The following is a 23,257-nucleotide window of genomic DNA, read 5'->3' as shown; positions in this document are numbered from 1 at the left end:
GATGAGGTGAATATGCTCTATACCGGAGTGGAAAATGTTGACCTGCTTACCACAACTTCGAAGCGTTATGCCGAAGAGATTGTGCATGATGGTGTGCAGACCTACGGGCTCGGCCGGGTACTTGAGGAGCATCAGGACAATTTTCACGGAATTGTCAACGGTATAGATACCCGCCAGTGGAATCCCTCGACCGACAAGCTGATCAAAAAACGTTTCGGTCTGGAGAATATGGAGGGCAAGCTGGACAATAAAAAAACGCTGCTCGAAGAGGCCGGACTACCCTATCGTGAAGGCGTGCCGGTCGTTGGTGTTATCGCTAACTTTGACGAGTTCCAGGGCGCCGAGCTCCTCCAGGCAAGTCTTGAACAGCTTGTTGCGCTTGATATTCAGCTGGTGATCTACGGTTCGGGTGACAAGAAATATGAAAAAGTATTTCAGGATTTTGCGGCGGAGCATCCCGAACAGGTGAGTGTTCAGACGGAGTACTCCGACACCTTCTTCCATCTTGCGATTGCCGGACTCGACATCCTGCTTATGCCCGGAATGATTGAGGCGTGCGGAATGATCCAGATGTTTGCCATGAACTATGGAACAATTCCCGTTGTCTATGCAGGAGGCGGTATTGTTGAAACAATTGATGAACTTTCAGGCAGCAACGGTTCCGGATTTATTTTTCATGAGTATACCCCAGAGGCTCTGACCCTGAAGCTTCAGGAGGCCATTGAGTGCTATCAGAACGGGGAGTTCTGGCAGCAGATTGTCAGTGAAGCTATGAACCGTGATTTTGCCTGGAAAAACTCGGCTGAAGAGTATGGCGAGTTGTATCGCAAACTTCTTGAAAAGCCGTAAAAGATGTCGGAGACCATAAAGGTTCTTTTTCTTGACCGGGATGGAACCATCAATCGCGATACCGGTTCATACGTTTATCTGAAAGAGCAGCTGATTCTGATTGAGCGCGCCGATGAGGCTATTGCTCTGGCAAAGGCGGCCGGTTTCAGGATCGTTATTATCAGCAACCAGGCGGGTATTGCCCGGGGGATTGCGACGGTTGAACAGGTTGAAGAGGTGAACCGGTATCTCAATGAGCTGCTCTCCCGGCGGAGTGCAGCGTTCGATCGATGCTACTACTGCCCCTCCCATCCGGACTACCCCCATCCACTCTACGACCGTTACAGCGCGTGCCGGAAACCGGAAACAGGAATGGTTGAGCATGCCATACGGGACTATCAGGCAGAAGGACTTGTAGTCGACAGGAGTGCCTCTTTTTTTGTCGGAGATAAAACCATTGATGTCGAGTGCGGCCAGCGGGCCGGACTGAGGCCTGTGCTTGTGCGTACCGGTCATAATGAGGAAGATCTCTGCTTGAAGAAAAATATCATTCCTGAATTTGTTGCTGATGATCTCTATCAGGCCGTTACGGAGTATATCCTTGCCCCTGTCTGAAGCTCCCGCTGAACAGCCCGACGGCTCTTCTTCTTCCATGCTTACACTTTATGTCCATATTCCATTCTGCCGGAGCCGGTGCAGCTATTGTGATTTTTATCTTGTAACCGCAACAAAACATATTGAAGCGTTTTTCAGGGCTCTCGCTCTTGAGACGGCTTTTCGTGCCCCGATGCTGCAAGGCCGAACCATCAGCGCGATTCATTTCGGGGGAGGTACGCCATCCATGGTACCGGTACACTACCTTGCCGGATGGCTTGAGCAGGTTGCCTCCCTGTGCACGTTTTCTCCCGATATCGAAATAGCTCTTGAGGCAAATCCGGAAGATCTTGCGGCAGGGGCAATGGAGGAGATTCGTGCGGCAGGGATAACAAGGCTGAGTATCGGCCTTCAATCCTTTACCAATGAAAAGCTTCGTGCACTTGGTCGTGCCCATACAGCCCTTGAGTCGATGCAGGTAACAGAAAGGGCTCTGAAGCAGTTTGATTCGGTCAGTGTTGATCTCATCTGTGGAGTTCCGGGTGAGCAGATGCCGCTCTGGAAGGCCGATATGGAGCAGGCGGTTATGCTGCGGCCTCAGCACATCTCAGTCTATATGCTCTCTGTGGAGCCGAAGACCCTGCTTCACCGCAATCTGATGAACGGATCGATTACTGTTCCGGATGAGAGCGTGCAGGCTGACCTCTATGAATATGCAGGGCGGAAACTGGGTGAGGAGGGGTACCATCATTACGAGGTTTCCAACTTCTGTTTCGGTAATCATCACTCCCGCTATAATCTGGCAAGCTGGAAACGTCAGCCATACATCGGTTTCGGTCCCTCGGCACACAGTTTTTATTGCTCAGGGGGACGTGAAATCCGCACGGCAAATGTTTCAGCTTTGAGCCGCTATATCGCGAACCCGGAGGCAGTGGACTCTTTTCGTGAGGAGCTGACGGATGAGGAGATCTTTACCGAAAAGGTTTTTCTTGCGCTGAGAATAAACAGTGGTCTATGTGTTGAGTTTTTGAGAAAAGACAATAAATTAGGGCTTCGCCTTTCAGAACGCATTGAACGATTCGAAGCGAAAGGGTGGATACGACTTGCAGAGGAGAGGCTCTATCTGACAGAAAAAGGTTTTTTGTTTGCCGATCTCATTGCCGGGGATCTTATTTTCGGACAGGCTTATTGACAACGTTTCAGATCTATGACACACCGGACGATTAATCGTACTCTTGCGGCAGTTCTCTTTATTGCAGCGGAAATTTTATACCTCGCCACCATGGCTCCCACCTTCTCGTTCTGGGATTGCGGGGAATTTATCGCTACAGCCTATACCCTCGGTATTCCGCACCCTCCGGGATCACCGCTTTTTCTTCTGCTCGGGCGCCTCTTTACCATGATTCCCCTGTTCACTGATATCGGAGCCAGAGTCAACCTGATCAGTACGCTGGCAAGCGCAGCATCCGTCAGTCTGACCTATCTCATCATTGTCCGGCTTATTATGCTCTATCGAAAGAGCGATCCGGCTGGCTGGAGCATGGCTGAAAAGGTATCGGCTTATGGCAGTGCCGTTATCGGAGCGCTGGCCCTTGCCTTTTCCGACAGTTTCTGGTTCAATGCCGTTGAAGCCGAAGTCTATGCCGCCTCATCGTTGTTTACTGCCCTTATTGTCTGGATTATCCTCCGCTGGTATGATGAAGAGCCCAGGCCGGGCAATGAACGGTGGCTGCTGCTGGTCATGTATATGATCGGTCTCTCTATCGGTGTTCACCTGCTCAGTCTGCTGGCGGTTTTCCCTGTTGCCCTTCTCTACTATTTCAAAAAACATAAGGTTACGGTTAAATCGTTTGCTTTGCTCTGCCTGGCCTCATCGGGGCTTTTTTTCCTGATCTATATCGGTATTATCAAAGGGCTGCCCATAATTTTTCAGCTTACCTCGTGGCCCGGTTTTTTCCTCTTTCTCGCGCTGCTCATCTATGGCACCTGGTATAGCCATAAACACCGGATGCCGCTTTTGAACACGCTTCTGGTGTCGCTCTTTCTTATTATTATCGGATACACCTCCTACGCGCTGATCTTTGTGCGGGCACAGGCCGGTCCGCCGATCAATGAAAATAACCCGTCGACTCCGACAGTCTTTTTCTCCTACCTGAACCGTGACCAGTATGGAGATATGCCCCTCTGGCCGCGGAGGTGGTCACCCGAGCCGGTGCATCAGTATTTCTACGAGCAGTACTCGAGCGATCTCGACTATTTTCTCACCTATCAGATGCAGAAGATGTACTTCCGCTATTTCGGCTGGCAGTTTATCGGTCGTGAGCATGATATGGAGGGAGCCGGAGTTGACTGGTCGGTGCTGTGGGGCATTCCATTTCTTGTCGGGCTTGTCGGTGCAGTCACTCATTTCAGGCGTCAGTGGAAGATGGGGCTTGTCGTTACGGCGCTCTTTGTCTTTACCGGCGCAGCTCTTGTTATCTATCTCAACCAGACTGAACCTCAGCCGCGCGAGCGGGATTACAGTTATGTCGGCAGCTTTTTTGCTTTTGCCCTCTGGATAGGCATCGGGGTGGAGAGCATCTGGCAGATGGCCAGCGATCGGCTGAAAGGAAAAGGCAGAAACACGCAGTTGATTCTCGCCTCGCTGACGGTTACCGCAGCGTTTCTTTTGATCAACGGCCGGATGCTGCAGGCAAACTACCGGGTGCATGACCGCTCCGGCAACTATGTGCCATGGGACTGGGCCTGGAATATGCTGCAGAGCTGTGAAAAGGATGCCATTCTTTTTACCAATGGCGACAATGACACCTTTCCTCTCTGGTACCTTCAGGAGGTCGAGGGAATCCGTACCGATGTGCGGGTGGTCAATCTCAGTCTGGCCAATACCGGCTGGTACCTCGATCAGTTGAAAAACAGCCGTCCAAGAGGAGCCAAGCCGGTTGCATTGAGTCTGAGTGATGGGGAGATTGCCGATATCACCTACGTTCCGATTGATTCGGTGGATGCTGTTCTTCCTTCGTTTCCGGCCCGCCAGCAGCTTGTCCGTGACATCTCTCAACGCGGGGTTTCGCTGCCCGCAGAACCGCAGGATACCATGACCTGGCTGCTGAAACCCGGACTGACCTATGACGGTCAGGGTTATCTCCGGCCCCAGGATATAGCGGTCTATGAGATTCTGATGAACAACTTCTCCACCCGGCCAATCTATTTTGCTCTGACGGTAGATACTGAAAGCATGATTGGCATAGAAAACTATCTCCGTCTTGACGGACTTGCCTACAGGGTGGTTCCGGTTAAAAGCGCTGACCCGATGAGCTTTGTTGATCCGGTGCTGCTCTACCGCAATCTTGTTGGTGTTTACCGCTATCGGAATCTTAATAACCCTAAGGTATTTCTTGAAGAGACCGCAAGACGGCTTTGCGGCAACTACACCCCGCTCTTTGTACGGCTTGCCCTTGAGCTCGCTGCAGATCCTGCGGGAGAGATCACCATCCATGAAGCAAACGGTTCCATGCGCACGCTGCGCAGGGGTGCACTTGCCCTTGAGGTTCTGGACAAATCGTCCCAGCTTCTGCCGCTCGCCCAGTACCCGTTAAATCCTGAACTTGCCGGTTCGGTCATTGCGCTCTATGTTCGTCTTGGTGAAAAGCAGAAAGCCTCTTCGTATATTAAATATCTTGAAAAACTGCGCAGCCAGTCATCTCTGGAGTCCGATCCCCGACTTTTTTATGTGCTTGCACGGGCATATCGCGATTTCGGAAGGGAGGATGAAGCCAATCGCATCATCGCCCGGCTTGCTACCGAGCTTCGTCAGCCGGGACTTATGGAGAAATTTAAAACAATGAAGCAATAAGCCTATGCAGAGCACTGTTCATGCAACTGCCGTGATCGGCCAGAATGTCGTTCTCGGAGAAGGGGTCACCATTGGGCCCTACACTGTTATTGATGATGATGTTGAAATCGGTGACGGTACCACGATAGCGCCACACGTTTACATTGCATCCGGCGCACGCATTGGCCGTGATTGCCGCATCCATTCCGGTGCAGTGCTTGCTACCGCTCCCCAGGACCTCAAGTTTGCCGGAGAGCAGACCTATCTCTATATCGGCGACCGGACGGTTATCAGGGAGTGTGTGACCCTTAACCGCGGGACAAAGGCGAGCGGTAAAACCGTTGTCGGCTCTGATAATCTTATCATGGCCTATGTGCATGCCGGTCACGACTGTGTGATTGGCAACAACGTTGTTATCGCAAACTCTGTTCAGTTCGGCGGTCATTGTGAAGTTGGCGACTATGCGGTGATCGGAGGCCTTGCCGGAGTTCACCAGTTTGTACGTATTGGCCGCTTCGCCATGGTAGGCGGTATCGCAAGAGCTTCGCTTGATGTTCCCCCTTTTGTGATGGCAGGCGGGCATGACTCTTTTCGCTATGAGGGTCTGAACGCTATCGGTCTGAAACGGCGGGGTTTTACGCCGGAGAAGATAACGCTGGTTAAAAATGCATACCGGATTCTTTTTCAGTCGGGGCTTCTTCTGGGTAACGCCCTTGAAAAGGTGAAGAGTGAACTGCCTCAGGAGCCGGAGATCAGAGAGATTCTTGACTTTTTTGCCTCGGGGCAATACGGCCGGAAATTCATCAGGCCATACAACAACTAATTTTGAGGGTGCTGCATTATGTCCCGTTGGGCAATCGGTATTGACCTTGGAGGTACGGCGATCAAGGCTGCGGTCGTCATGGAGGAGCGTGGAATCCTCACCGAGAGGAGTATTCCAACTGAAACCGCATCCGGTCCTGCGGGGGTTGTGGTACAGCTTGCATCCATTATTTCTGATCTCTACCGGAGTGCACTGCTGACTCTTGATCCCGAACGGTTTGCCGGTACCGGACTTGGCGCACCGGGTGCGGTTGATGCTGAAAAAGGGGTGTTGAGCTATCCTCCGAATCTGCCGGGCTGGACCATCTTCGCGTTGCGGGATGAATTGCAGAACTGCCTGAAGAGAGAGGAAAATCTTGAGATGCCGGTGATTCTGGAAAATGATGCCAATGCGGCGGCATTGGGGGAGGCAGTGTTTGGCGCCGGCCACAGCTTCCGGGATTTTCTGCTGGTTACACTCGGTACCGGTGTTGGCGGAGGGATAATTTTGAACAGGAAACTCTATCGCGGCCCGAATGGGACCGCCGGCGAACTCGGGTTCATGATTATCGATTTCGAAGGGGAAGCCGTTCATGCCGGGATTCGGGGCACCATTGAAGGACTCATCGGCAAAGAGCAGATTGTGGCACTTGCACGCCGGATGATTGAAGCGAGCGCCACCGGCTCCTCGGTCGGCCTGCTCTGTAATCATGACTATACCAGGCTTTCGCCCCGCCATCTTGAAAAAGCAGCACTTGAAGGTGACGAACTCTCCCTTGCAGTCTGGAACCGGGTAGGCTCAATTCTTGGTGTGGGGCTTGCCAGTGTCGTGGCGCTTATGGATATCCGGAAATTTGTCATCGGCGGAGGTATTTCGGCTGCCGGAAACCTTGTGTTTACTCCTGCCCTTGAGCAGATCAGGCGCTCCACGCTTCCTCCCATGCATGAGGGGCTTGAGCTGGTTCCAGCCCGTCTTGGCAACAAGGCAGGAGTGTATGGTGCCGCAGCGCTCTGCTTCGGCGGAACATAACCGGTGAGATCATGCTTGAAGAGCTGCTTCATCTTCTCTGCCCCAATGTCTGCATTGTCTGCAGAAAAGGACTTGTTCCCGGCGAAAAGTATTGCTGCAGCTCCTGCATGGAGGAGTTCGACTCGTTTTCAACGCCATCGTCATCAGAAGCGATGCTTCGTCATACCATAGCTTCGCGTTTTGGCGGAAAATTCCCCTTTGAAAAGGGGTGGTGCCGTTACCTCTTTCACAAAGAGAGTTCGCTGCAGCAGGCGCTTCATGCCATGAAATATGAAGGGCTCTTCAATCTCGCAAACAGTTTTGGCCGGCAGTTGGGAGAGTGGATGCTTGAGGGGTGTAACACCCCTGATATTGACTGTATTGTTCCGGTTCCGCTTCATTCGCTGAAAAAAATCGAACGCTCCTATAACCAGTCCGATAAAATTGCAGAAGGGATCGCCGCGGTATTGCACAAGCCTGTTCGCCGGGATCTGCTGAAGAGAAAACGCAATACACGCTCTCAGACCGGACTTTCGGCAGCGGCACGGAAAAAGAATGTAGATGGAGCGTTTCAGACTTTACCGGCCCTCACCGTGCGCCACCTGCTTCTTGTCGATGATGTGGTCACAACAGGGGCGACCATGGCTGCCGCCGCCGCCGCACTCCGTGACGGCGGTGCCGAACGTATTTCAATTGCTGCAGTTGCTTTGGCTGCAAAGGAGTAAAGAGGCTATGGAACTGTTTTATACAACACGTGAGCATATCGATATTGATGCCGGGCGCATCGTGATTGACAGCGATGAGTTTCATCATCTTGCGCGTGTTTTGAGAAAACAGAAGGGAGAGTTGATTCTTGTAACCGATGGCAACGGCATTCGCTGTGAGGCCAGGATTTCAGAGGTCGGCAAATCGTCGCTTGAAGCGGAGATTCTTGACCATCGTCTTGTCGGTGAGCCGAAAACCGGCGTTACAGTCGCGCTCTCCATGCTCAAGAATCCGCAGCGGTTCGAGTGGTTTCTCGAAAAGTCTACCGAACTCGGCGTCTCGTCCATCATTCCCATGATCACGGCGCGCACACTCGCCCAGCCATCAAAAGAGAGGGTCCAGGGGCGGCTTAAACGGTGGAAAACCATTGTGCTCTCAGCGGCACGTCAGTCAAAACGCTGCTATCTGCCCGCGCTCAGTGAGCCGCTCACCTTTGCCCAGGTCTCAGCGCTTCAGGGCTATGATCTCAAGCTGATTCCCTACGAAGCCTCGGAGGAGGCCCCGAAAGTAGAGTGTGCCGGCAAAAAGACGCTTTTCATGATCGGCGGTGAAGGCGGATTTACAGATATTGAAGTGGAGAAAGCCAAAACCGCCGGTTTTTGTGAGATTTCGCTGGGAAGAACCATTCTCAGGGCTGAAACCGCCGGCATATTTGCGGTTGCACTGGTTCGAACCCGGTTGCTTGGGGAGGAGCGCTCCGAGTGGTTTTAGGGTTCGGGGTGGTCAGCAGAGAGAGAATGAAATCAAACAACCATAATTATGAACAGCATCAAAGCCAATCAGGTCATACTTCTTCTTGTATTACTGTTCATGTCGGCCCTGTTTTTTGCCATGATCCGCTATTTTCTCATGGCTATTTTTCTTGCGGCCATCTTTTCTGCGCTTGCCATGCCGCTTTTCAACCGCTACAAGAGATGGTTCAGAGGGCGCCAGAGTCTTAGTGCGGCCATGACCATTGTCACGCTTCTTCTTGTTGTTTTTCTCCCTCTCGCGGCGCTCCTTGGTGTTGTCGCTTCCCAGGCAGTCCGCTTGAGCAGTATCGCGCTGCCCCTGATACAGCAGCAGATCAAGGAACCTGCAGCTTTTGATCAGCAGCTGCGTACGCTGCCCTTTTATGATGAACTTGCGCTCTATCGTGAGGAGATTCTCAAAAAAGCAGGGGAGCTCGCTTCACAGGCAGGGTCACTGCTTTTCAGCTCGATCTCCTCATTTACCGTTTCCGCGGTCAATGACCTGTTTCTGCTCTTTATCTTTCTCTACACCATGTTCTTCTTTTTAAAGGACGGGCAGCTTTTTCTGGACAGGATTCTCGCCTGTCTTCCCCTTACCAAGAGCGATGAATTCAGGCTTCTTGACCGCTTTCTTTCGGTGACGAGGGCTACGCTCAAAGGGACTCTCGTCGTGGGAGTTGTCCAGGGCTCTCTTGCCGGCCTTGCGCTGCATTTTGCCGGAATCGAGAGTGCCATTTTCTGGGGAACCGTAATGTCGGTCATTTCGGTTGTGCCGGTTCTCGGTCCTCCGATCGTATGGGTTCCTGCCGTCATCTATCTTGCCGCAACCGGGCAGTATCCTCAAGCTATAGGCGTTGCGCTCTTTTGCAGCATTGTTGTCGGTCAGATTGACAATATCATCCGTCCTATCCTGATCGGGCGCGATACACGGATGCATGAACTGATGATATTTTTCAGCACGCTTGGTGGCATCGGGCTTTTCGGACTTTTCGGTTTTATTCTCGGTCCCATTATCGCAGCGCTATTTGTTACGCTGTGGGAGATGTATGCCGAGAGCTTCAGCGAATTTCTTACAGAGATTAAAGGCGAAAAGCCAGCCGGGGAGTGATGAACGGCTATGAGCAAAAGAGCGGAGCTGTAAACACAGCAACAAAAAAAGCGACCCGGTGGTCGCTTTTTTGTTGTATTTGCAGGTGATGCGCTCAGTTGCTTCTGACAACCTCTTCGGCTGCGAAGAAGAACGATGCCTCGATAGCGGCGTTTTCGACAGAGTCAGAACCGTGGATGATGTTCTCACCCTTGCTGTCGGCATAGAGCTTGCGGATCGTGCCTTCATCAGCCTGGGCTGGATCGGTTGCACCGATTACGGTACGGAAATCAGCGACGGCATTTGCTTTCTCAAGAATCATCGGTACGCAGGGGCCTGACGACATGAACTCAACCAGTTCGCCGTAAAAAGGGCGTTCACGGTGTACGGCATAAAATTCTCCGGCGGTCTCTTTGGTGAGTCTGGTCTTTTTCATGGCTACAACCCGGAAGCCTGCGCGTTCAATTTTGTCGATAACTGCACCGATAAGCTGCTTGCGGACACAGTCCGGCTTGAGGATGGTAAGCGTTCTTTCCATGGTGTGTGTATGCGTTTGCGTTACTGAAGAAAAAAGTTTGAGCGAAGATACATAAACTTGCAGGATTATTGAAAAGTATGTGCGGATTTCCCGCTCTTGAGTCGCTGAAACGCTCGGGGAGCACCACACTCAGGCAAGTGGTAAAATTTGATGATCATGAATTTTACCTTTATCTTTAAGAAACCTCTTCAGGCAGTTTTTTCTGCCGGGGATTCCTTTTCTGTAATGACAAGGTCATCTTTATTAACCCCCAATGAAATCCATCATGAAATTCATTGCACCAAAACAGATCGTCCGTCTCTGGATCGTGTTACTGCTTAGTGGACTGAGTATGGTTACGTTTTCTACGCTATCGAATGCGGCAGCTCTCGGTGATGCGACAGGTGGAGGTATTGTCTTTTTTGTCGATAAAACAGGTGAGCATGGCCTGATTGCCGCCAGGCAGGATCTGCCGGGTCACTCAGCCGGTATTAACTATGACGGCTTTTTTACCTGGAAAGATGCCAAAAAAGGTTGTGAAAATCTTGAACTGAACGGCTTCAGCGACTGGTTCCTGCCAAACAAGGAGCAGTTGAACCAGCTCTTTGCCGCCCGGGTTCTGGTCGGTGGTTTTGGCGGAAGCGACTACTGGAGCTCCACCGAGAATGGATCAAAAGCAGCCTGGGGTCAGTACTTCCTGAGCGGCGTTCAGTACTCCGGCACCAAAACCCACGTTGACCGTGTCCGGGCAATCCGGTCGTTCTGATTCACCTGCTATTTATTGTGTAGAGGGCGGGCCACCGCCCTCTGACAATTTCACGGTTCCCCTTTTTCTGTAAAAAGAACCAAAAGGAGTTCAGGGAGAGCAAAGACCAGGAGCAATCCCAGGGCACTTTTTTCTCAACATTCATTTTTCTTCAATACTGTCCCCGGCGTCCACTTAAGTCCACCATTTCTTTGTCCACTTGAGTCCACTTCTCTTTTCCTGTAACTCTTGTGCATCATCATGAGCTCTCAGCGTATCAAAACATTTCTTGAAGCTCTCTGTATTCATGGAGAGGAACGCTACGACCTTGTGCAGGCATTGCGCGAAGTTGTGCTTGCTCTGGACGACTCGATCACCGAGGAGATTAAATATGGCGGGCTCCTCTTCTCTGCAGGTAAACCATTCTGCGGTATTTTCTCCTACGCAAAGCACGTTTCGCTTGAGTTCAGCGAAGGCGCGGTTCTACCTGACCCGCACAGGGTGCTTGAAGGTGAAGGGAAATTCCGCCGTCATATCAAGCTTCTTTCTCAGGAAGAGATCCATTCAAAGCACATCCCTGAATATCTTGCGCTGGCGTTCAAAGCTGCCGGGACGAATTGATTACCACTAACTGATGGAGCGAGTAAAAAAATGGAAATAGAGCCGATTGGAATTATACATACGCCCTTCGAGTCAAAGAAGGAGTGCCCAATGCAAACGGTTTATGCATCGGATTCGCCTGGTCGCATCGAGATATTCATGAACTTTGAAGCCGGCCTGAAGGATATCGAGACCTTCTCTCATATTTATCTACTCTATCTCTTTGACCGGGCCGGAAGCATGGAGCTGGTACGTCCGACATTTCTTGATGATGAGCCGCACGGCATCTACGCGTCAAGACATCCATGCCGCCCAAATAGCATAGGGCTCTCTGTCGTAAAGTTACTACGCCGGGAAAACAATATTCTGTTCGTTGAGGGTGTTGATATCCTGAACAAGACACCGCTATTGGACATTAAACCATACATACCAAAGTTCGACGCTGTTGTTTCAGCATCAGAAGGGTGGACTGCCGGAAAGCCATGGCGTCCAAAACCGGAAGGCAGAGAGTGATATCCGTATTGTTTGTCTACCAATATCGCGCTCCTCTGGCGCTTGGAGATGTAATCTTGCGATTTTTTGTTTTTTTTCAAATCCCGTAGGGATGACATATTGGTAAAAGAGGAGATGTTGATGGCTTATTAATCAATCATTGGTGATTCGGATGGCAAACAGCTATACGCAGATTCACATTCAGGCGGTATTTGCTGTAAAACGTCGTGAGCATTTATTGCATGATGTTTTAAGAGATGAACTGTGCCGATATCTGACTGGAATTATTCAGCAAAATGGTCACAAGGTGCTTGCCATCAATGGCATGCCCGATCATCTGCATGTTTTGTTTGGAATGAGACCAAATCAGTCTCTTTCTGAGCTGATGAAAGAGGTTAAAGCACATTCAGCAAAATGGATCAATGAAAATCAGAAAGTTCACGGCCATTTTGAGTGGCAGGAAGGGTATGGTGCTTTTTCGTATGAAAGATCAGCGTTGCCGAATGTCATTTCATACATCATGAATCAGAAAGATCATCATAACGTTAAAACCTTTATGGAGGAGTACCGGGAGCTGCTGAAGGATTTTGAGGTGTCGTTTGATGAGAAATACCTGTTTCATGTTCCGCAATAATCCCTGAAGGGTGCGGTGGGGATATGATTTATGGGTCGCCGCATTTTCGCTCTCTACCAATATTTCGCTCCTCCGGAGCTTGAAGATGGAATAACGATTTTCGTTTTTTTTAAATCCCGTAGGGATGACATATTGGTAGAAGATGAGCTATTGGTAGAGAAGATGGACGGATAAACCCACCTTTTATTTCCCCCCCTCCGCGAAATGGTGAGATGTTCGGTGTGGTGCGCTGCTTCGCTTTCTACCAATATTGCGCTCCTCCGGAGCTTGAAGATGGAATCACGAATTTCGTTTTTTTTTAAATCCCGTAGGGATGACATATTGGTAGAAGATGAGATATTGGTAGAGAAGATGAATGGATAAACCCACCCCTTTTTTCCCCCCTTCCGGGAAATGGTGACATGTTCGGGATGGGTCGCCGCTTCGCTTTCTACCAATATTGCGCTCCTCCGGAGCTTAAGGAGGGAATAAAGCGGATCGTTTTTTCTTCAAATCCCGTAGGGATGAGATATTGGTAGAAGATGAGATATTGGTAGAGAAGATGAATGGATAAACCCACCCCTTTTTTCCCCCCTTCCGGGAAATGGTGAGATGTTCGGGATGGGTCGCCGCATTTTCGCTTTCTACCAATATTTCGCTCCTCCGGAGCTTGAAGATGGAATAACGATTTTCGTTTTTTTTTTAAATCCCGTAGGGATGACATATTGGTAGAAGATGAGATATTGGTGGAGAAGAAGGCCGGATAAACCCACCCCTTGTTTTCTCCCCTTCCGGGAAATGGTGAGATGTTCGGGATGGGGCGCTGCTTCGCTGTCTACCAATATTGCGCTCCTCCGGAGCTTGAAGATGGAATAACGTGATTCGTTCTTTTCTTCAAATCCCGTGGGGATGAGATATTGGTAGAGAAGATGGACGGATAAACCCACCTTTTGTTTCCCCCCCTCCGCGAAATGGTGAGATGTTCGGTGTGGGGCGCTGCTTCGCTTTCTACCAATATTGCGCTCCTCCGGAGCTTAAGGAGGGAATAAAGCGGATCGTTTTTTCTTCAAATCCCGTAGGGATGAGATATTGGTAGAAGATGAGATATTGGTAGAGAAGATGAATGGATAAACCCACCCCTTTTTTCCCCCCTTCCGGGAAATGGTGAGATGTTCGGGATGGGTCGCCGCATTTTCGCTTTCTACCAATATTGCGCTCCTCCGGAGCTTGAAGATGGAATAACGTGATTCGTTCTTTTCTTCAAATCCCGTGGGGATGAGATATTGGTAGAGAAGATGGACGGATAAACCAACCTTTTGTTTCCCCCCCTCCGCGAAATGGTGACATGTTCGGTGTGGTGCGCTGCTTCGCTGTCTACCAATATTGCGCTCCTCCGGAGCTTGGAGACGGAATATCACAGTTCTGTCTTTTCTTCAAATCCCGTAGGGATGAGATATTGGTAGAAGATGAGATATTGGTAGAGAAGATGGACGGATAAACCCACCCCTTTTTTCCCCCCTTCCGGGAAATGGTGAGCTGTTCGGTGTTGGGCGCTGCTTCGCTTTCTACCAATATTGCGCTCCTCCGGAGCTTGGAGGCGGAATAACGCGGATCGTTTTCTTCAAATCCCGTAGGGATGTAATATTGGTAGAAGATGAGATATTGGTAGAGAAGATGGACGGATAAACCCACCCCTTTTTTCCCCCCTTCCGGGAAATGGTGAGATGTTCGGTGTTGGGCGCTGCTTCGCTTTCTACCAATATTGCGCTCCTCCGGAGCTTGAAGATGGAATATCACAGTTCTGTCTTTTCTTCAAATCCCGTAGGGATGACATATTGGTAGAAGATGAGATATTGGTAGAGAAGAAGGCCGGATAAACCCACCCCTTGTTTTCTCCCCTTCCGGGAAATGGTGAGATGTTCGGGATGGGGCGCTGCTTCGCTGTCTACCAATATTGCGCTCCTCCGGAGCTTGGAGACGGAATATCACAGTTCTGTCTTTTCTTCAAATCCCGTAGGGATGACATATTGGTAGAAGATGAGATATTGGTAGAGAAGATGAATGGATAAACCCACCCCTTTTTTCCCCCCTTCCGGGAAATGGTGACATGTTCGGGATGGGTCGCCGCATTTTCGCTTTCTACCAATATTGCGCTCCTCTGGAGCTTGGAGGCGGAATATCACAGTTCTGTCTTTTCTTCAAATCCCGTAGGGATGAGATATTGGTAGAAGATGAGATATTGGTAGAGAAGATGAATGGATAAACCCACCCCTTTTTTCCCCCCTTCCGGGAAATGGTGAGATGTTCGGTGTGGTGCGCTGCTTCGCTTTCTACCAATATTGCGCTTCTCCTGAGCTCGAAGATGGAATAACGCGATTCGTTCTTTTCTTTAAATCCCGTAGGGATGTAATATTGGTAGAAGATGAAACCGGCGATCCCCCTTTTTTTTCTGATTTTACAATCTGTCGGGACAACGCAGTAATCAAACTGCGTAACAGATTTTTAGCGGCGCCCCTATGCGGCGTCTATTTTCGCTAACAGATCCCTCATCGGCTGATAGGTAATCGGCAAGAGATCGCTGTAGGAGAGTACTACCTCTCCGAGTTCGTCAATAAGCACATAGGCGCGCTGCGACATGCCGAGGAATCCGAGGGCGTCGTAGGCTTTTGCGGTTGATTTTTTCGTGTCGCTGAGCAGGGTGAAGGGGAGCTGATGTTTCTCTCCGAACTTCTTATGTGACTCTACACTGTCAGAGCTGATGCCGAGCACGACAATGCCCCGTTTGGTGAACTCCGTCACGTTGTTCCGGTAATCGCACAACTGGGCGGTACAGACCGGTGTGTCATCACCCGGATAGAAGATAAGCAGCACTTTTTTGCCGATGAACTCCGACAGTGAAACCATTTTTCCGTCACTGTCCGGTAGGGTGAAAGCCGGTGCTTTTGTGTTTTCAGCTATCATGGTGGTGTATGGTTTAACTATTTATGTCTGGAGCGAGATAATAGAACACTTCTTACAACACGGGAGTTGCAGGTTTCAGATATAAAGGTATTTTTTCCTCCATTGCAGTAAAATAAGCAGTTCTGTATTTCACCCGTCCCGTTTGATTTGTCATTGCAAGGAACGGTTCAACACCGTTACGGTGTTACGTCAGAGTGAAGTAACAATACAGGAGAGCAATTATTATAGTCAGATTTCAAAATGCGTTACCGGTTACACAACTACATTGGTTTTTTTTATGGGAGCCGGAGGCTCCGTGGTATGCATATTCGCCTCTTGCCGATCTTCTCGGGACTTCTTCTTCTCGGGTTTTCTTTTTTTTCTCTCTCATGCAGTTCGGGCAACAGTGCAGAGGAAAACCCGACCAAACTATACGAGCAGGCATCGGCATATAAAAACAAGGGGGAGTATCTCAAAGCGATCGACTGTTACAATAAAGGGATCGCTCTTGACAGTCTGAACATTACCTCGCCGAAAGTTGTTGCTGCATTGCATGAGAAGAGAGCGCTTGAGGGAGTGACCGGTTCCTACTACGACGCACTGAGAACAACACTGCGTCTTGAGCAGCTTCCTGAAGGAGTGCTCTCCGATTCACTTCGTAACGCAATGCTTGCGGAGAAGGCGGCCTGGCTTCGGGAGCTTGGAAGTTTTCGGGGGGCAGCTGCGGCACTTGAAAAACTCTCTTCTCCGACACCGCAAAACCGTTTCGAGCTGGCATCGCTCTACCGGGAGATTGGTGAGTGCCGAAAGGCGGCGGAGATCTATAGTGAGTTTACCGGTATGGAGCGTGACCCGGTCATTCGGATAACGGCCTTGGCCGGGCTGCTTCAGTGCAAGGTTGCTGAGCCGGAGCTCAATATCGATAGTGCTGATGCCATTGCCGGAAAGATTGCTGCGGAGTCCGGACGGGTGTTTGGCATGCAGGAGGCCTTGATTGAAAGGATTCAGGCGCTCCGTACCGCATCAAAAAGTTTGCAGCTCCTTCCGAACCATAAGCGTAATGCCAGCTACCTTCTCTTCAGGGCGCTTACGCTTGCCGAAGAGTCCAAAAATCAGCTGCTCGTGCAGATTCTCCGCTTTGAATCCAATGCGGTTATCGTGCGCAAGCCTGACTCTTTTCGTGAGGCCGCCGAATATTTTCGGTTGAAAAACTTGCCCTATGCCCGCTCAGCAGCACTCTTTATGCTGGCTGAAAGCGACGGGATTGATGATGCAGAGAGAGTCTCATCCCTGCAGCAGGGCTTTTCTGTCAGCCGTAACAGTGCCCCCCCCTGGCCCGGAGAGGCCTTTCTTCAGCTTGAAAAAAATGCCGGGAAACGGCTTGTCGGCCTTCTGCTTGAAAAATCAAGGATTTTTGAGCTCTTTGATGCTTCCGAACAGACCGGTTTTCTTGCACTTCAGCGATCAATACAGCAGGATCGGCGAAGTTTACTGCCGGGGAAAGAGCATGCGGCACTTAATGCCGAGATATGCCGGTTACAACACGAGCTTTCAGGATTGCTGCAGCGCAAAGCCGATATTTTTTTCCGTGGTGAAGGTTATGAAAAAAACAGAGCTGCCGATCAGGCAATAAATATAAAGAGAGGCCGCTTGCTGGAGCTCGTTTCGAGGGTGCGCAGTATAAATCCGCGTGCGGCTGAAATCATGCGGTTTTCCCCTGAAGCACTTCAATCTGTTCAGGGAAGGCTTAAGGATGATCAGGCGATCATAAAGCCATTGATTTCCGACTCACTATGCGGAGTTATGCTTATCGGGAAGCGACAGTTGCAGATTGCCGTAAGCAGCAGCTTTGATTCTCTGCATACCGCCGATTCATCCATACGTGCGTTCAGGCGTGAATTGGCTCACGGAAATATACACCAGACAGTCGAAAAGGAGTGGTTTAGAAAAGCGTTCAGTGAATCACTCCAGGGCTCAATTGAGGGTTATCGGCATCTGGTTATCATTTCCGCGGATCTATTTCCATTCCATATTTTGGCAGAAGGGAATCATTCCATGGATGAAAAAAGGTATTCATATCTGCAATCCATAACAGAGTTTTCTCTGTTATCACAGCCGTTGAAGCCGGAGATCGGGGCTTCAAAAATATATTTTTATCCGGTTGATAATGTTTCAGGAGCAAGGATACATAAACTTTTTGCCCCCCGGGACAGGATTTTTCTGCTCTGGAAAGCGTACCGGAATTCAGAGCTTGATGCACTTCGCCAACAGATAGCCCTTGCAATGCAGGGTACCGTATCTGCTTCTGAAGCAATGGTTTCTATTGCTGAAACATCTGCAGGAGGTCGTGAAATATGGCGATATGTTTCTTTATACGGTGATGATTAAGCCAAAGGGATTGTTATATGCTCTCTATAGTGTTTTTTTAAGCTTTTGTTAATGCTTCTTATGGATTGCGATATATACTTTGTGGATAAAAACAGGTAAAACAATTTTTATAAAGGGAATAAATACTATTTGTTTATTGAAAGGCGTTCAGGTTTTTTTTAAATTTACAAATATTATTGTTTGTACTTATTCTTATGTTACTCGTAATCCGGACTCATCTCTATGACGGACAAGGTATCAAGCAGTAGTGCGCTGGAGCTTATGGCAAGGGAGCTGAAGAGAGCCAGAATGGAGAGTAATCTCCCCCTTGAGGATATCAGCCGACAGATCACCATTCAGAAAAGCTATCTCGAAAATATAGAGGAGGGGGATTTCACTTTCCTCTCCAGAGCCTATATTTTTGCCTATATCAAGTCCTATGCCAGGTTTTTAGGTGTCGGCAATGATGAGATACTTGAGCAGTGCAGAAAAGATCTGCAGGTCTCCGGAGCAACTACTCGAGCTGCGACGGATGAAGGCGCTTCAGCAGAGAAACAGAGAAGAATCACTGACGAATATCCTTCGGAAGTCCGGATTCAGAAATCATTGGTTTCATGGAAAACGCTTACGGCATTGATTGTTCTCATTGCTGTGGCTGTTCTTGCCGCTCTTTATTTCTCCGGTAATTTCCAGTTGTCCGTAACTCCGGCTCCGACTCCGGTTGCTATGCCATCGCCAGCGGTGGAGGATACCGTTGCGGTTGCCGAGCAGATCGTTGATTCTCTTGCGGTCAAAAGTGACGATAAATCAAACCCCTCTGTGGATCGCGAGCATCCTGCTCCTCCGGAAATCCAGACTCCGCCGGCTACGCCTGCATCTCCGGAACGTCCGGCTCCTCCGCAGCCTCCCGCCCGTCGGGAAGCCCCTGCTGCCGAGGAACCCGCTGTTTCCCGTTAGACTGTCAGGGAATAGTGAAGCCAGTGGACATTAGTGGTCAATGTAATGGTGGACAGTAGTGGACAGGGAAAATTGAACCTTGTTCATCGCCTCTTTTTTCTTTTATAAGTCCCATTTGTCCTGTACCTCCTATTCCCCTCTCCCTGAACTCCTTTTGGTCTTTTTTTGTGGACAAAAACCCCGTTTTTTCCACTCCTCCTGTTTTTTCTCCCGGCAGCTATTCCTGCTCTTTTTTGAAATAAGATAAAAAAAGTCTAATTATTGGAATTAATAGTACCGATTTACCATTTCTTAATGCATATTCATGACTGGGCATAAAATAGTAATGCAGGATGCAGTGCTCAGGGGTATAATGTAATGGATGGCGGGCGGTAGTGTGATCTTGTGCTTATTTTCTGTGCCGCTCGATGTTGTGCTTTTCATGATGAGATTTTTCGCCTTTGCCGGTTGCACTCCTTGTTGTAATAAAGAGCGTATATTGGCTATTATTAGCATCAATCAACCACGGCCAAGGCCGTAACCACGAATATTGAAGTATTATGGCAGACATGAAGGTTTATTTTGATCACAATGCCACCACTCCACTGCATCCGGAGGTGAAAAAAGAGATGATTGCGGCCATGGAGATGTTCGGCAACCCTTCGAGCATGCACGCATACGGACGTGAAGCACGTGCAAATGTTGAGGCGTCACGCAGGAAAGTAGCTGAATTTATCGGGGCGCACGATGAGGAGATTATTTTTGTCGGCAGCGGGTCCGAGGCAAACAATACCGTGCTATCACTCTTTGTCTGTGCGACGAATCAGTGTGTCGGCGGTTGCGGGATGCGCAGTACGATTATTACCACGAGAATCGAACACCCCTGTGTGCTTGAAACGGCTGAATGTCTTGCACACCGCGGGGCAAATGTCAAATATCTTGATGTTGACCGTTACGGCAAAATCGATCTCGATCAGCTTCAGGGTATGCTTGGTGATGATGTCGGTCTGGTTTCGGTTATGATGGCAAACAATGAGATCGGTACCCTTCAGGATATTGAAGCCATTACAAAAATGGTTCATGCAAGCGGTGCCTATATGCATACTGACGCCGTTCAGGCAGTAGGGAAAGTGCCTGTTGATGTCCGCAGGCTCGGTGTGGATTTTCTGACTATTTCAGGTCACAAGATATATGGTCCTAAAGGTGTCGGTGCTCTTTTTGTGAAAAAAGGAGTCTCCTACTGCCCGCTGATCCGGGGCGGTCACCAGGAGAGGGGACGGAGGGCCGGAACGGAAAATACGCTCGGCATTCTCGGCCTCGGCCGTGCTGTAGAGATGAGAGCGCTTGAAATGCCTGAGGAGCACAATCGGATGGTTCAGCTTAAAACGGCCCTTAAAGAGGGGATAGAAGCGCGTATTGACGATATCTCTATCAATGGTCACCCGACAGACTCTCTTGCTGGAACGCTTAATGTCTCTTTTGAAGGCGTGGAGGGCGAAGCAGTTCTGCTCTATCTGGATCTGGAAGGCATAGCCGTCTCAACAGGATCAGCCTGTGCATCGGGTTCTCTTGACCCTTCCCATGTTCTTCTTGCTACCGGTGTGGATGCCGAGCGTGCGCACGGCTCAATACGGTTCAGTATGGGACGGGAGAGTACAATGCAGGAGGTGGATTATCTTCTTGACGTATTACCAAGAACAATTAACAAAATAAGAAACATGTCAACGGCATATATAAAAGGAGGAGTACATGCTGCAAGCAGGTGAGTGGGCATATAGCGATACGCTGAAGGAACATTTCATGAACCCTAAGAATATTCTGCAGGGTGAGAATACCGATGATTTCGATGGAGTAGGTATGGAAGGCAACCTGCAGTGCGGGGATCAGATGATGGTGGTCATAAAGGTAGACCGCGAAAAAGATGTGATCACCGACTGTCAGTGGAAAACATACGGTTGTGCAAGTGCAATTGCCAGCACTTCGGTTCTTTCCGAGATGGTCAAGGGTCGGACGCTTGACCAGGCATTCAATATCTCCCCGAAAGAGGTTGCCCTGGAGCTTGGAGGTCTTCCGGATAACAAGATTCACTGCTCGGTGCTTGGTGACAAGGCTCTGCGGGCAGCCATCAACGACTACTATACCCGTAACGGCATGACCGACAAGGTCAAGAAAGCGGATGTTAAGGTGATATGCCAGTGCATGAATGTTACCGATCACGATATTGAGGATGCTGTGCTTGAAGGTGCCCGTACCTATCTGGAGCTGCAGGAACACACCAAACTTGGAACGGTATGCGGCCAGTGCAAGGATGAAGCTGAAGTGCTGCTTGAAAAGTTCAAGCATATCCATTTTGGTGTCTGAATGAAAGGAGCGTATCTTCCGCAAAGATTGAGCTGGAGAACAAGAGGTAAAAACAGGGAAGCAAAGTGCCATCTCCTGTTTTTGCCTCTCTTCGCTTGTATTGCCAGGCCATTCCATGATGATACCGGAACAGAGAAGCCATGACGCAACGATGGAGAAAAACGCTCTCATTTTCCGCAGCCCTCCCGTTAACAGCATTTCTTCTCAATTTCTGCTGGGAGTCCCTGCACGGACTGCTGTTTGAGGCACACCCCGGAATGCCGGCAGACGAGTATGTTCCGATGATGCTCTTTATGGCGTTGATGGATACACTCGGCATCGTCGCACTCTATCTGTTTACCGCTCTTATTGTCCGTCGATGGAGCTGGGTGTGCAGTTGGCGCAACAACTCCATTTTTTTTCTTTCCGCTCTTGCTGCGGCATTCACTATTGAGTATATCAGTATCAATGTGCTGCATCTCTGGCATTACCGAACGGCAATGCCTGTGGTGTTCGGGGTTGGTTTGCTGCCCCTTGTTCAGCTTGCCCTTACCGGACTCTTGTCTGTTTTTGTTGCCGGACGGTTTGCATCAAACAGCTGAGGGCCTTTTCCGGATGGCGAGAAGGGCATGTTGTTGTTCTGACAGAACATTTATCAATGAGAAATACGAATCATGAGCACTGAACGGAGTAACCGTTTCTATATCCACACTTTCGGGTGTCAAATGAATCAGGCTGACTCTGCAATCATGGCTGCGCTGCTGGTGGAGGATGGCTACGTTCCGGCAGAGAGCGAGGGTGAGGCGGGGATTATACTGCTCAATACCTGTGCGGTTCGGGAAAATGCGGTCGAGCGTATTGAGCACTATCTCCAGCATCTTCTGGGAATGAAACGAAAACAGAAGGATCTCATTCTCGGTGTTGCCGGATGTATTCCCCAGTATCAGCGTGAGGAGATGTTTTCAATGTCTCCGGCGATTGATTTTCTTGCCGGTCCGGATACCTATCGTTCACTCCCCCTGCTTATCAGTCAGGCTCGATCGGGAAAGAGAGCTTCATCGCTGGAGTTCAACCCGGCTGAGACCTATGAGGGTATTGATCCGCGCAGGCAGGGATTGATTACGGCCTTTGTGCCGGTAATGAGAGGATGCAATAACATGTGTGCTTACTGCGTTGTACCCTTTACCCGTGGCCGTGAACGCAGTCACACCATGAGTTCGGTTCTCGATGAGGTACGCAAGGTTGCTGCTTCAGGATACCGGGAGATCACGCTGCTCGGGCAGAATGTCAACTCCTACTCTGCCCCTGACAGGGATATGGATTTTGCGGGATTACTTGAGGCCGTCAGTCGCCAGGCCCCTGAGCTCAGGATTCGCTTTACCACCTCCCATCCGAAAGATATCTCCGAATCGCTTGTTCGCATCATAGCCCGGCGACCGAACATATGCAATCACATCCATCTGCCGGTTCAGTCCGGTTCGTCAAGGGTTCTGGGTCTTATGAACCGGGGGCACACCATAGAACAGTACCGCGAAAAAATAGCCCTTATCCGTTCGGTCATTCCCGATGTTTCCCTTTCAACAGATCTCATTGCAGGATTCTGCGGTGAAGATGAGGCCGATCACCAGTTGACACTCAAACTGCTTTCAGATATACGGTTTGATGCGGCCTATATGTTTTTCTATTCCACACGGCCCGGCACCCTCGCCGCCCGCACTTTGGAGGACGATGTTCCCGAAGCGGTCAAAAAGCGGAGGTTGCAGGAGATCATTGATCTGCAGAACGATATTTCCGGTGAACTGCTTCAGCAATCCATCGGTTCGGTGGTTGAAGTCCTTGCCGAATCTGAAAGCCGGCGCTCTGCGGCGCAGCTTATGGGCCGGACGGATACAAACCGGGCGGTTGTTTTTGATCGAAAAGGCTATCAGCCGGGTGATCTTGTCAGCGTGCTGATCACGTCGGCCACATCAGCAACAATGACCGGGACTCCCGCCGCTGAGAGGGGGTAGGAGTCAGGAGGATTGAAGAGATTATGGATTTTGGATGTTGAATTCCGGATT

At 49.9% G+C, this 23,257-nt stretch carries 24 protein-coding genes (1 of these 24 only partly in view); 19 read left to right on the top strand and 5 right to left on the bottom strand.

Translation table 11 applies throughout. The features are described 5' to 3' along the window. The 9 genes in view from G9409_RS02215 to G9409_RS02175 are tightly spaced (at most 48 nt apart) and all read left to right on the top strand, a layout consistent with a single transcriptional unit that may run on beyond the window. Nucleotides 1-849 carry the 3' portion of a starch synthase gene (locus G9409_RS02215; RefSeq protein WP_166807232.1) on the top strand. The gene continues 624 nt to the left of window position 1, outside the view, so only the last 849 of its 1,473 coding nucleotides appear in the window; its start codon lies off the left edge, out of view; the stop codon is at nt 847-849. Between the two features lie 3 nt (nt 850-852). After that, nucleotides 853-1,443 carry a D-glycero-alpha-D-manno-heptose-1,7-bisphosphate 7-phosphatase gene (locus tag G9409_RS02210; protein WP_076791690.1) on the top strand — a complete coding sequence of 197 codons (591 nt, stop codon included), beginning with the start codon at nt 853-855 and terminating at the stop codon, nt 1,441-1,443. 37 nt (nt 1,444-1,480) lie between these two features. Beyond that, nucleotides 1,481-2,614, top strand: a complete 1,134-nt coding sequence (gene hemW / locus G9409_RS02205) for a radical SAM family heme chaperone HemW (protein WP_166807454.1) — start codon at nt 1,481-1,483, stop codon at nt 2,612-2,614. A 15-nt stretch (nt 2,615-2,629) separates the two neighbouring features. Continuing rightward, a complete protein-coding gene (locus G9409_RS02200; RefSeq protein WP_166807231.1) occupies nt 2,630-5,275 on the top strand; it encodes a glycosyltransferase family 117 protein in 2,646 nt (881 codons plus the stop codon). Between the two features lie 4 nt (nt 5,276-5,279). Further along, the gene (gene lpxA / locus G9409_RS02195; protein ID WP_166807230.1) at nt 5,280-6,077 is read left to right on the top strand and encodes an acyl-ACP--UDP-N-acetylglucosamine O-acyltransferase; all 798 of its coding nucleotides are present in this window, start codon (nt 5,280-5,282) and stop codon (nt 6,075-6,077) included. A gap of 18 nt (nt 6,078-6,095) precedes the next feature. After that, complete coding sequence (locus G9409_RS02190; RefSeq protein ID WP_166807229.1) at nt 6,096-7,085, top strand: ROK family protein; 990 nt, start codon at nt 6,096-6,098, stop codon at nt 7,083-7,085. An 11-nt stretch (nt 7,086-7,096) separates the two neighbouring features. Next, a complete protein-coding gene (locus tag G9409_RS02185) occupies nt 7,097-7,789 on the top strand; it encodes a ComF family protein (protein ID WP_166807228.1) in 693 nt (230 codons plus the stop codon). A gap of 7 nt (nt 7,790-7,796) precedes the next feature. Next, nucleotides 7,797-8,540, top strand: coding sequence for a 16S rRNA (uracil(1498)-N(3))-methyltransferase (locus tag G9409_RS02180; protein ID WP_166807227.1), 744 nt, complete (start codon nt 7,797-7,799; stop codon nt 8,538-8,540). A gap of 48 nt (nt 8,541-8,588) precedes the next feature. Next, nucleotides 8,589-9,668: an AI-2E family transporter gene (locus G9409_RS02175; RefSeq protein ID WP_166807226.1), complete on the top strand. Its 1,080-nt coding sequence runs from the start codon at nt 8,589-8,591 to the stop codon at nt 9,666-9,668. A 94-nt stretch (nt 9,669-9,762) separates the two neighbouring features. Here the strand turns inward: G9409_RS02175 and G9409_RS02170 are convergent, their stop codons facing one another. Next, nucleotides 9,763-10,185, bottom strand: a complete 423-nt coding sequence (locus G9409_RS02170; RefSeq protein WP_006366602.1) for a nucleoside-diphosphate kinase — start codon at nt 10,183-10,185, stop codon at nt 9,763-9,765. A 265-nt stretch (nt 10,186-10,450) separates the two neighbouring features. Here G9409_RS02170 and G9409_RS02165 point away from each other — a divergent pair, with 265 nt between their 5' ends. The 4 genes from G9409_RS02165 (at nt 10,451) to tnpA (ending at nt 12,635) form a co-directional block, all read left to right on the top strand. After that, nucleotides 10,451-10,930 (top strand): Lcl domain-containing protein, encoded by a 480-nt coding sequence (locus G9409_RS02165; protein WP_166807225.1) that lies wholly within the window; start codon nt 10,451-10,453, stop codon nt 10,928-10,930. 240 nt (nt 10,931-11,170) lie between these two features. Next, nucleotides 11,171-11,530: a DUF1801 domain-containing protein gene (locus G9409_RS02160; RefSeq protein WP_166807224.1), complete on the top strand. Its 360-nt coding sequence runs from the start codon at nt 11,171-11,173 to the stop codon at nt 11,528-11,530. A 30-nt stretch (nt 11,531-11,560) separates the two neighbouring features. Next, on the top strand, nt 11,561-12,022 hold the full coding sequence (tsaA, locus tag G9409_RS02155; protein WP_166807223.1) for a tRNA (N6-threonylcarbamoyladenosine(37)-N6)-methyltransferase TrmO: 462 nt from the start codon (nt 11,561-11,563) through the stop codon (nt 12,020-12,022). Between the two features lie 151 nt (nt 12,023-12,173). Beyond that, nucleotides 12,174-12,635 (top strand): IS200/IS605 family transposase, encoded by a 462-nt coding sequence (gene tnpA, locus G9409_RS02150; protein ID WP_166807222.1) that lies wholly within the window; start codon nt 12,174-12,176, stop codon nt 12,633-12,635. Between the two features lie 623 nt (nt 12,636-13,258). On the opposite strand, the gene G9409_RS02145 is transcribed toward tnpA, so the two are convergent. The 3 genes from G9409_RS02145 to G9409_RS02135 form a co-directional block, all read right to left on the bottom strand. Beyond that, the gene (locus tag G9409_RS02145) at nt 13,259-13,456 is read right to left on the bottom strand and encodes a hypothetical protein (RefSeq protein WP_166807221.1); all 198 of its coding nucleotides are present in this window, start codon (nt 13,454-13,456) and stop codon (nt 13,259-13,261) included. Nucleotides 13,457-14,407: 951 nt separating this feature from the next. Further along, nucleotides 14,408-14,566 (bottom strand): hypothetical protein, encoded by a 159-nt coding sequence (locus G9409_RS02140; RefSeq protein WP_166807220.1) that lies wholly within the window; start codon nt 14,564-14,566, stop codon nt 14,408-14,410. A gap of 562 nt (nt 14,567-15,128) precedes the next feature. Further along, the gene (locus tag G9409_RS02135; protein WP_166807219.1) at nt 15,129-15,575 is read right to left on the bottom strand and encodes a peroxiredoxin; all 447 of its coding nucleotides are present in this window, start codon (nt 15,573-15,575) and stop codon (nt 15,129-15,131) included. A gap of 300 nt (nt 15,576-15,875) precedes the next feature. Here G9409_RS02135 and G9409_RS02130 point away from each other — a divergent pair, with 300 nt between their 5' ends. Beyond that, entirely contained in the window at nt 15,876-17,942 is a 2,067-nt protein-coding gene (locus tag G9409_RS02130; protein ID WP_166807218.1) for a tetratricopeptide repeat protein, read from the top strand. Nucleotides 17,943-18,164: 222 nt separating this feature from the next. Then, nucleotides 18,165-18,878 (top strand): helix-turn-helix domain-containing protein, encoded by a 714-nt coding sequence (locus G9409_RS02125; RefSeq protein ID WP_166807217.1) that lies wholly within the window; start codon nt 18,165-18,167, stop codon nt 18,876-18,878. A gap of 37 nt (nt 18,879-18,915) precedes the next feature. On the opposite strand, the gene G9409_RS02120 is transcribed toward G9409_RS02125, so the two are convergent. Beyond that, nucleotides 18,916-19,071: a hypothetical protein gene (locus G9409_RS02120; protein ID WP_166807216.1), complete on the bottom strand. Its 156-nt coding sequence runs from the start codon at nt 19,069-19,071 to the stop codon at nt 18,916-18,918. A 355-nt stretch (nt 19,072-19,426) separates the two neighbouring features. Between G9409_RS02120 and G9409_RS02115 the strand changes: the two genes are divergently transcribed. The 4 genes from G9409_RS02115 (at nt 19,427) to miaB (ending at nt 23,206) form a co-directional block, all read left to right on the top strand. Beyond that, the gene (locus G9409_RS02115) at nt 19,427-20,623 is read left to right on the top strand and encodes a cysteine desulfurase family protein (RefSeq protein WP_166807453.1); all 1,197 of its coding nucleotides are present in this window, start codon (nt 19,427-19,429) and stop codon (nt 20,621-20,623) included. Next, nucleotides 20,607-21,218, top strand: a complete 612-nt coding sequence (locus tag G9409_RS02110) for an iron-sulfur cluster assembly scaffold protein (protein ID WP_166807215.1) — start codon at nt 20,607-20,609, stop codon at nt 21,216-21,218. The genes G9409_RS02115 and G9409_RS02110 overlap by 17 nt, the downstream gene beginning before the upstream one ends. A 140-nt stretch (nt 21,219-21,358) precedes the next feature. Beyond that, nucleotides 21,359-21,799 (top strand): hypothetical protein, encoded by a 441-nt coding sequence (locus G9409_RS02105; protein WP_166807214.1) that lies wholly within the window; start codon nt 21,359-21,361, stop codon nt 21,797-21,799. 72 nt (nt 21,800-21,871) lie between these two features. Then, on the top strand, nt 21,872-23,206 hold the full coding sequence (miaB, locus tag G9409_RS02100) for a tRNA (N6-isopentenyl adenosine(37)-C2)-methylthiotransferase MiaB (protein ID WP_166807213.1): 1,335 nt from the start codon (nt 21,872-21,874) through the stop codon (nt 23,204-23,206). Nucleotides 23,207-23,257: the final 51 nt, after the last annotated feature.

Source organism: Candidatus Chlorobium masyuteum, from assembly GCF_011601315.1.
GTDB lineage: Bacteria > Bacteroidota > Chlorobiia > Chlorobiales > Chlorobiaceae > Chlorobium > Chlorobium masyuteum.
This window is presented reverse-complemented; position numbering and strand designations above follow the sequence as displayed.

What these genes read in the sequence shown, in the direction of transcription:
- G9409_RS02210 (WP_076791690.1), top strand. Translation starts at nt 853, where the DNA reads ATGTCGGAGACCATAAAGGTTCTTTTTCTTGACCGGGATGGAACCATC.
- hemW (WP_166807454.1), top strand. Translation starts at nt 1,481, where the DNA reads ATGCTTACACTTTATGTCCATATTCCATTCTGCCGGAGCCGGTGCAGC.
- G9409_RS02200 (WP_166807231.1), top strand. Translation starts at nt 2,630, where the DNA reads ATGACACACCGGACGATTAATCGTACTCTTGCGGCAGTTCTCTTTATT.
- lpxA (WP_166807230.1), top strand. Translation starts at nt 5,280, where the DNA reads ATGCAGAGCACTGTTCATGCAACTGCCGTGATCGGCCAGAATGTCGTT.
- G9409_RS02190 (WP_166807229.1), top strand. Translation starts at nt 6,096, where the DNA reads ATGTCCCGTTGGGCAATCGGTATTGACCTTGGAGGTACGGCGATCAAG.
- G9409_RS02185 (WP_166807228.1), top strand. Translation starts at nt 7,097, where the DNA reads ATGCTTGAAGAGCTGCTTCATCTTCTCTGCCCCAATGTCTGCATTGTC.
- G9409_RS02180 (WP_166807227.1), top strand. Translation starts at nt 7,797, where the DNA reads ATGGAACTGTTTTATACAACACGTGAGCATATCGATATTGATGCCGGG.
- G9409_RS02175 (WP_166807226.1), top strand. Translation starts at nt 8,589, where the DNA reads ATGAACAGCATCAAAGCCAATCAGGTCATACTTCTTCTTGTATTACTG.
- G9409_RS02170 (WP_006366602.1), bottom strand. Translation starts at nt 10,185, where the DNA reads ATGGAAAGAACGCTTACCATCCTCAAGCCGGACTGTGTCCGCAAGCAG.
- G9409_RS02165 (WP_166807225.1), top strand. Translation starts at nt 10,451, where the DNA reads ATGAAATTCATTGCACCAAAACAGATCGTCCGTCTCTGGATCGTGTTA.
- G9409_RS02160 (WP_166807224.1), top strand. Translation starts at nt 11,171, where the DNA reads ATGAGCTCTCAGCGTATCAAAACATTTCTTGAAGCTCTCTGTATTCAT.
- tsaA (WP_166807223.1), top strand. Translation starts at nt 11,561, where the DNA reads ATGGAAATAGAGCCGATTGGAATTATACATACGCCCTTCGAGTCAAAG.
- tnpA (WP_166807222.1), top strand. Translation starts at nt 12,174, where the DNA reads ATGGCAAACAGCTATACGCAGATTCACATTCAGGCGGTATTTGCTGTA.
- G9409_RS02135 (WP_166807219.1), bottom strand. Translation starts at nt 15,575, where the DNA reads ATGATAGCTGAAAACACAAAAGCACCGGCTTTCACCCTACCGGACAGT.
- G9409_RS02130 (WP_166807218.1), top strand. Translation starts at nt 15,876, where the DNA reads ATGCATATTCGCCTCTTGCCGATCTTCTCGGGACTTCTTCTTCTCGGG.
- G9409_RS02125 (WP_166807217.1), top strand. Translation starts at nt 18,165, where the DNA reads ATGACGGACAAGGTATCAAGCAGTAGTGCGCTGGAGCTTATGGCAAGG.
- G9409_RS02115 (WP_166807453.1), top strand. Translation starts at nt 19,427, where the DNA reads ATGAAGGTTTATTTTGATCACAATGCCACCACTCCACTGCATCCGGAG.
- G9409_RS02110 (WP_166807215.1), top strand. Translation starts at nt 20,607, where the DNA reads ATGCTGCAAGCAGGTGAGTGGGCATATAGCGATACGCTGAAGGAACAT.
- G9409_RS02105 (WP_166807214.1), top strand. Translation starts at nt 21,359, where the DNA reads ATGACGCAACGATGGAGAAAAACGCTCTCATTTTCCGCAGCCCTCCCG.
- miaB (WP_166807213.1), top strand. Translation starts at nt 21,872, where the DNA reads ATGAGCACTGAACGGAGTAACCGTTTCTATATCCACACTTTCGGGTGT.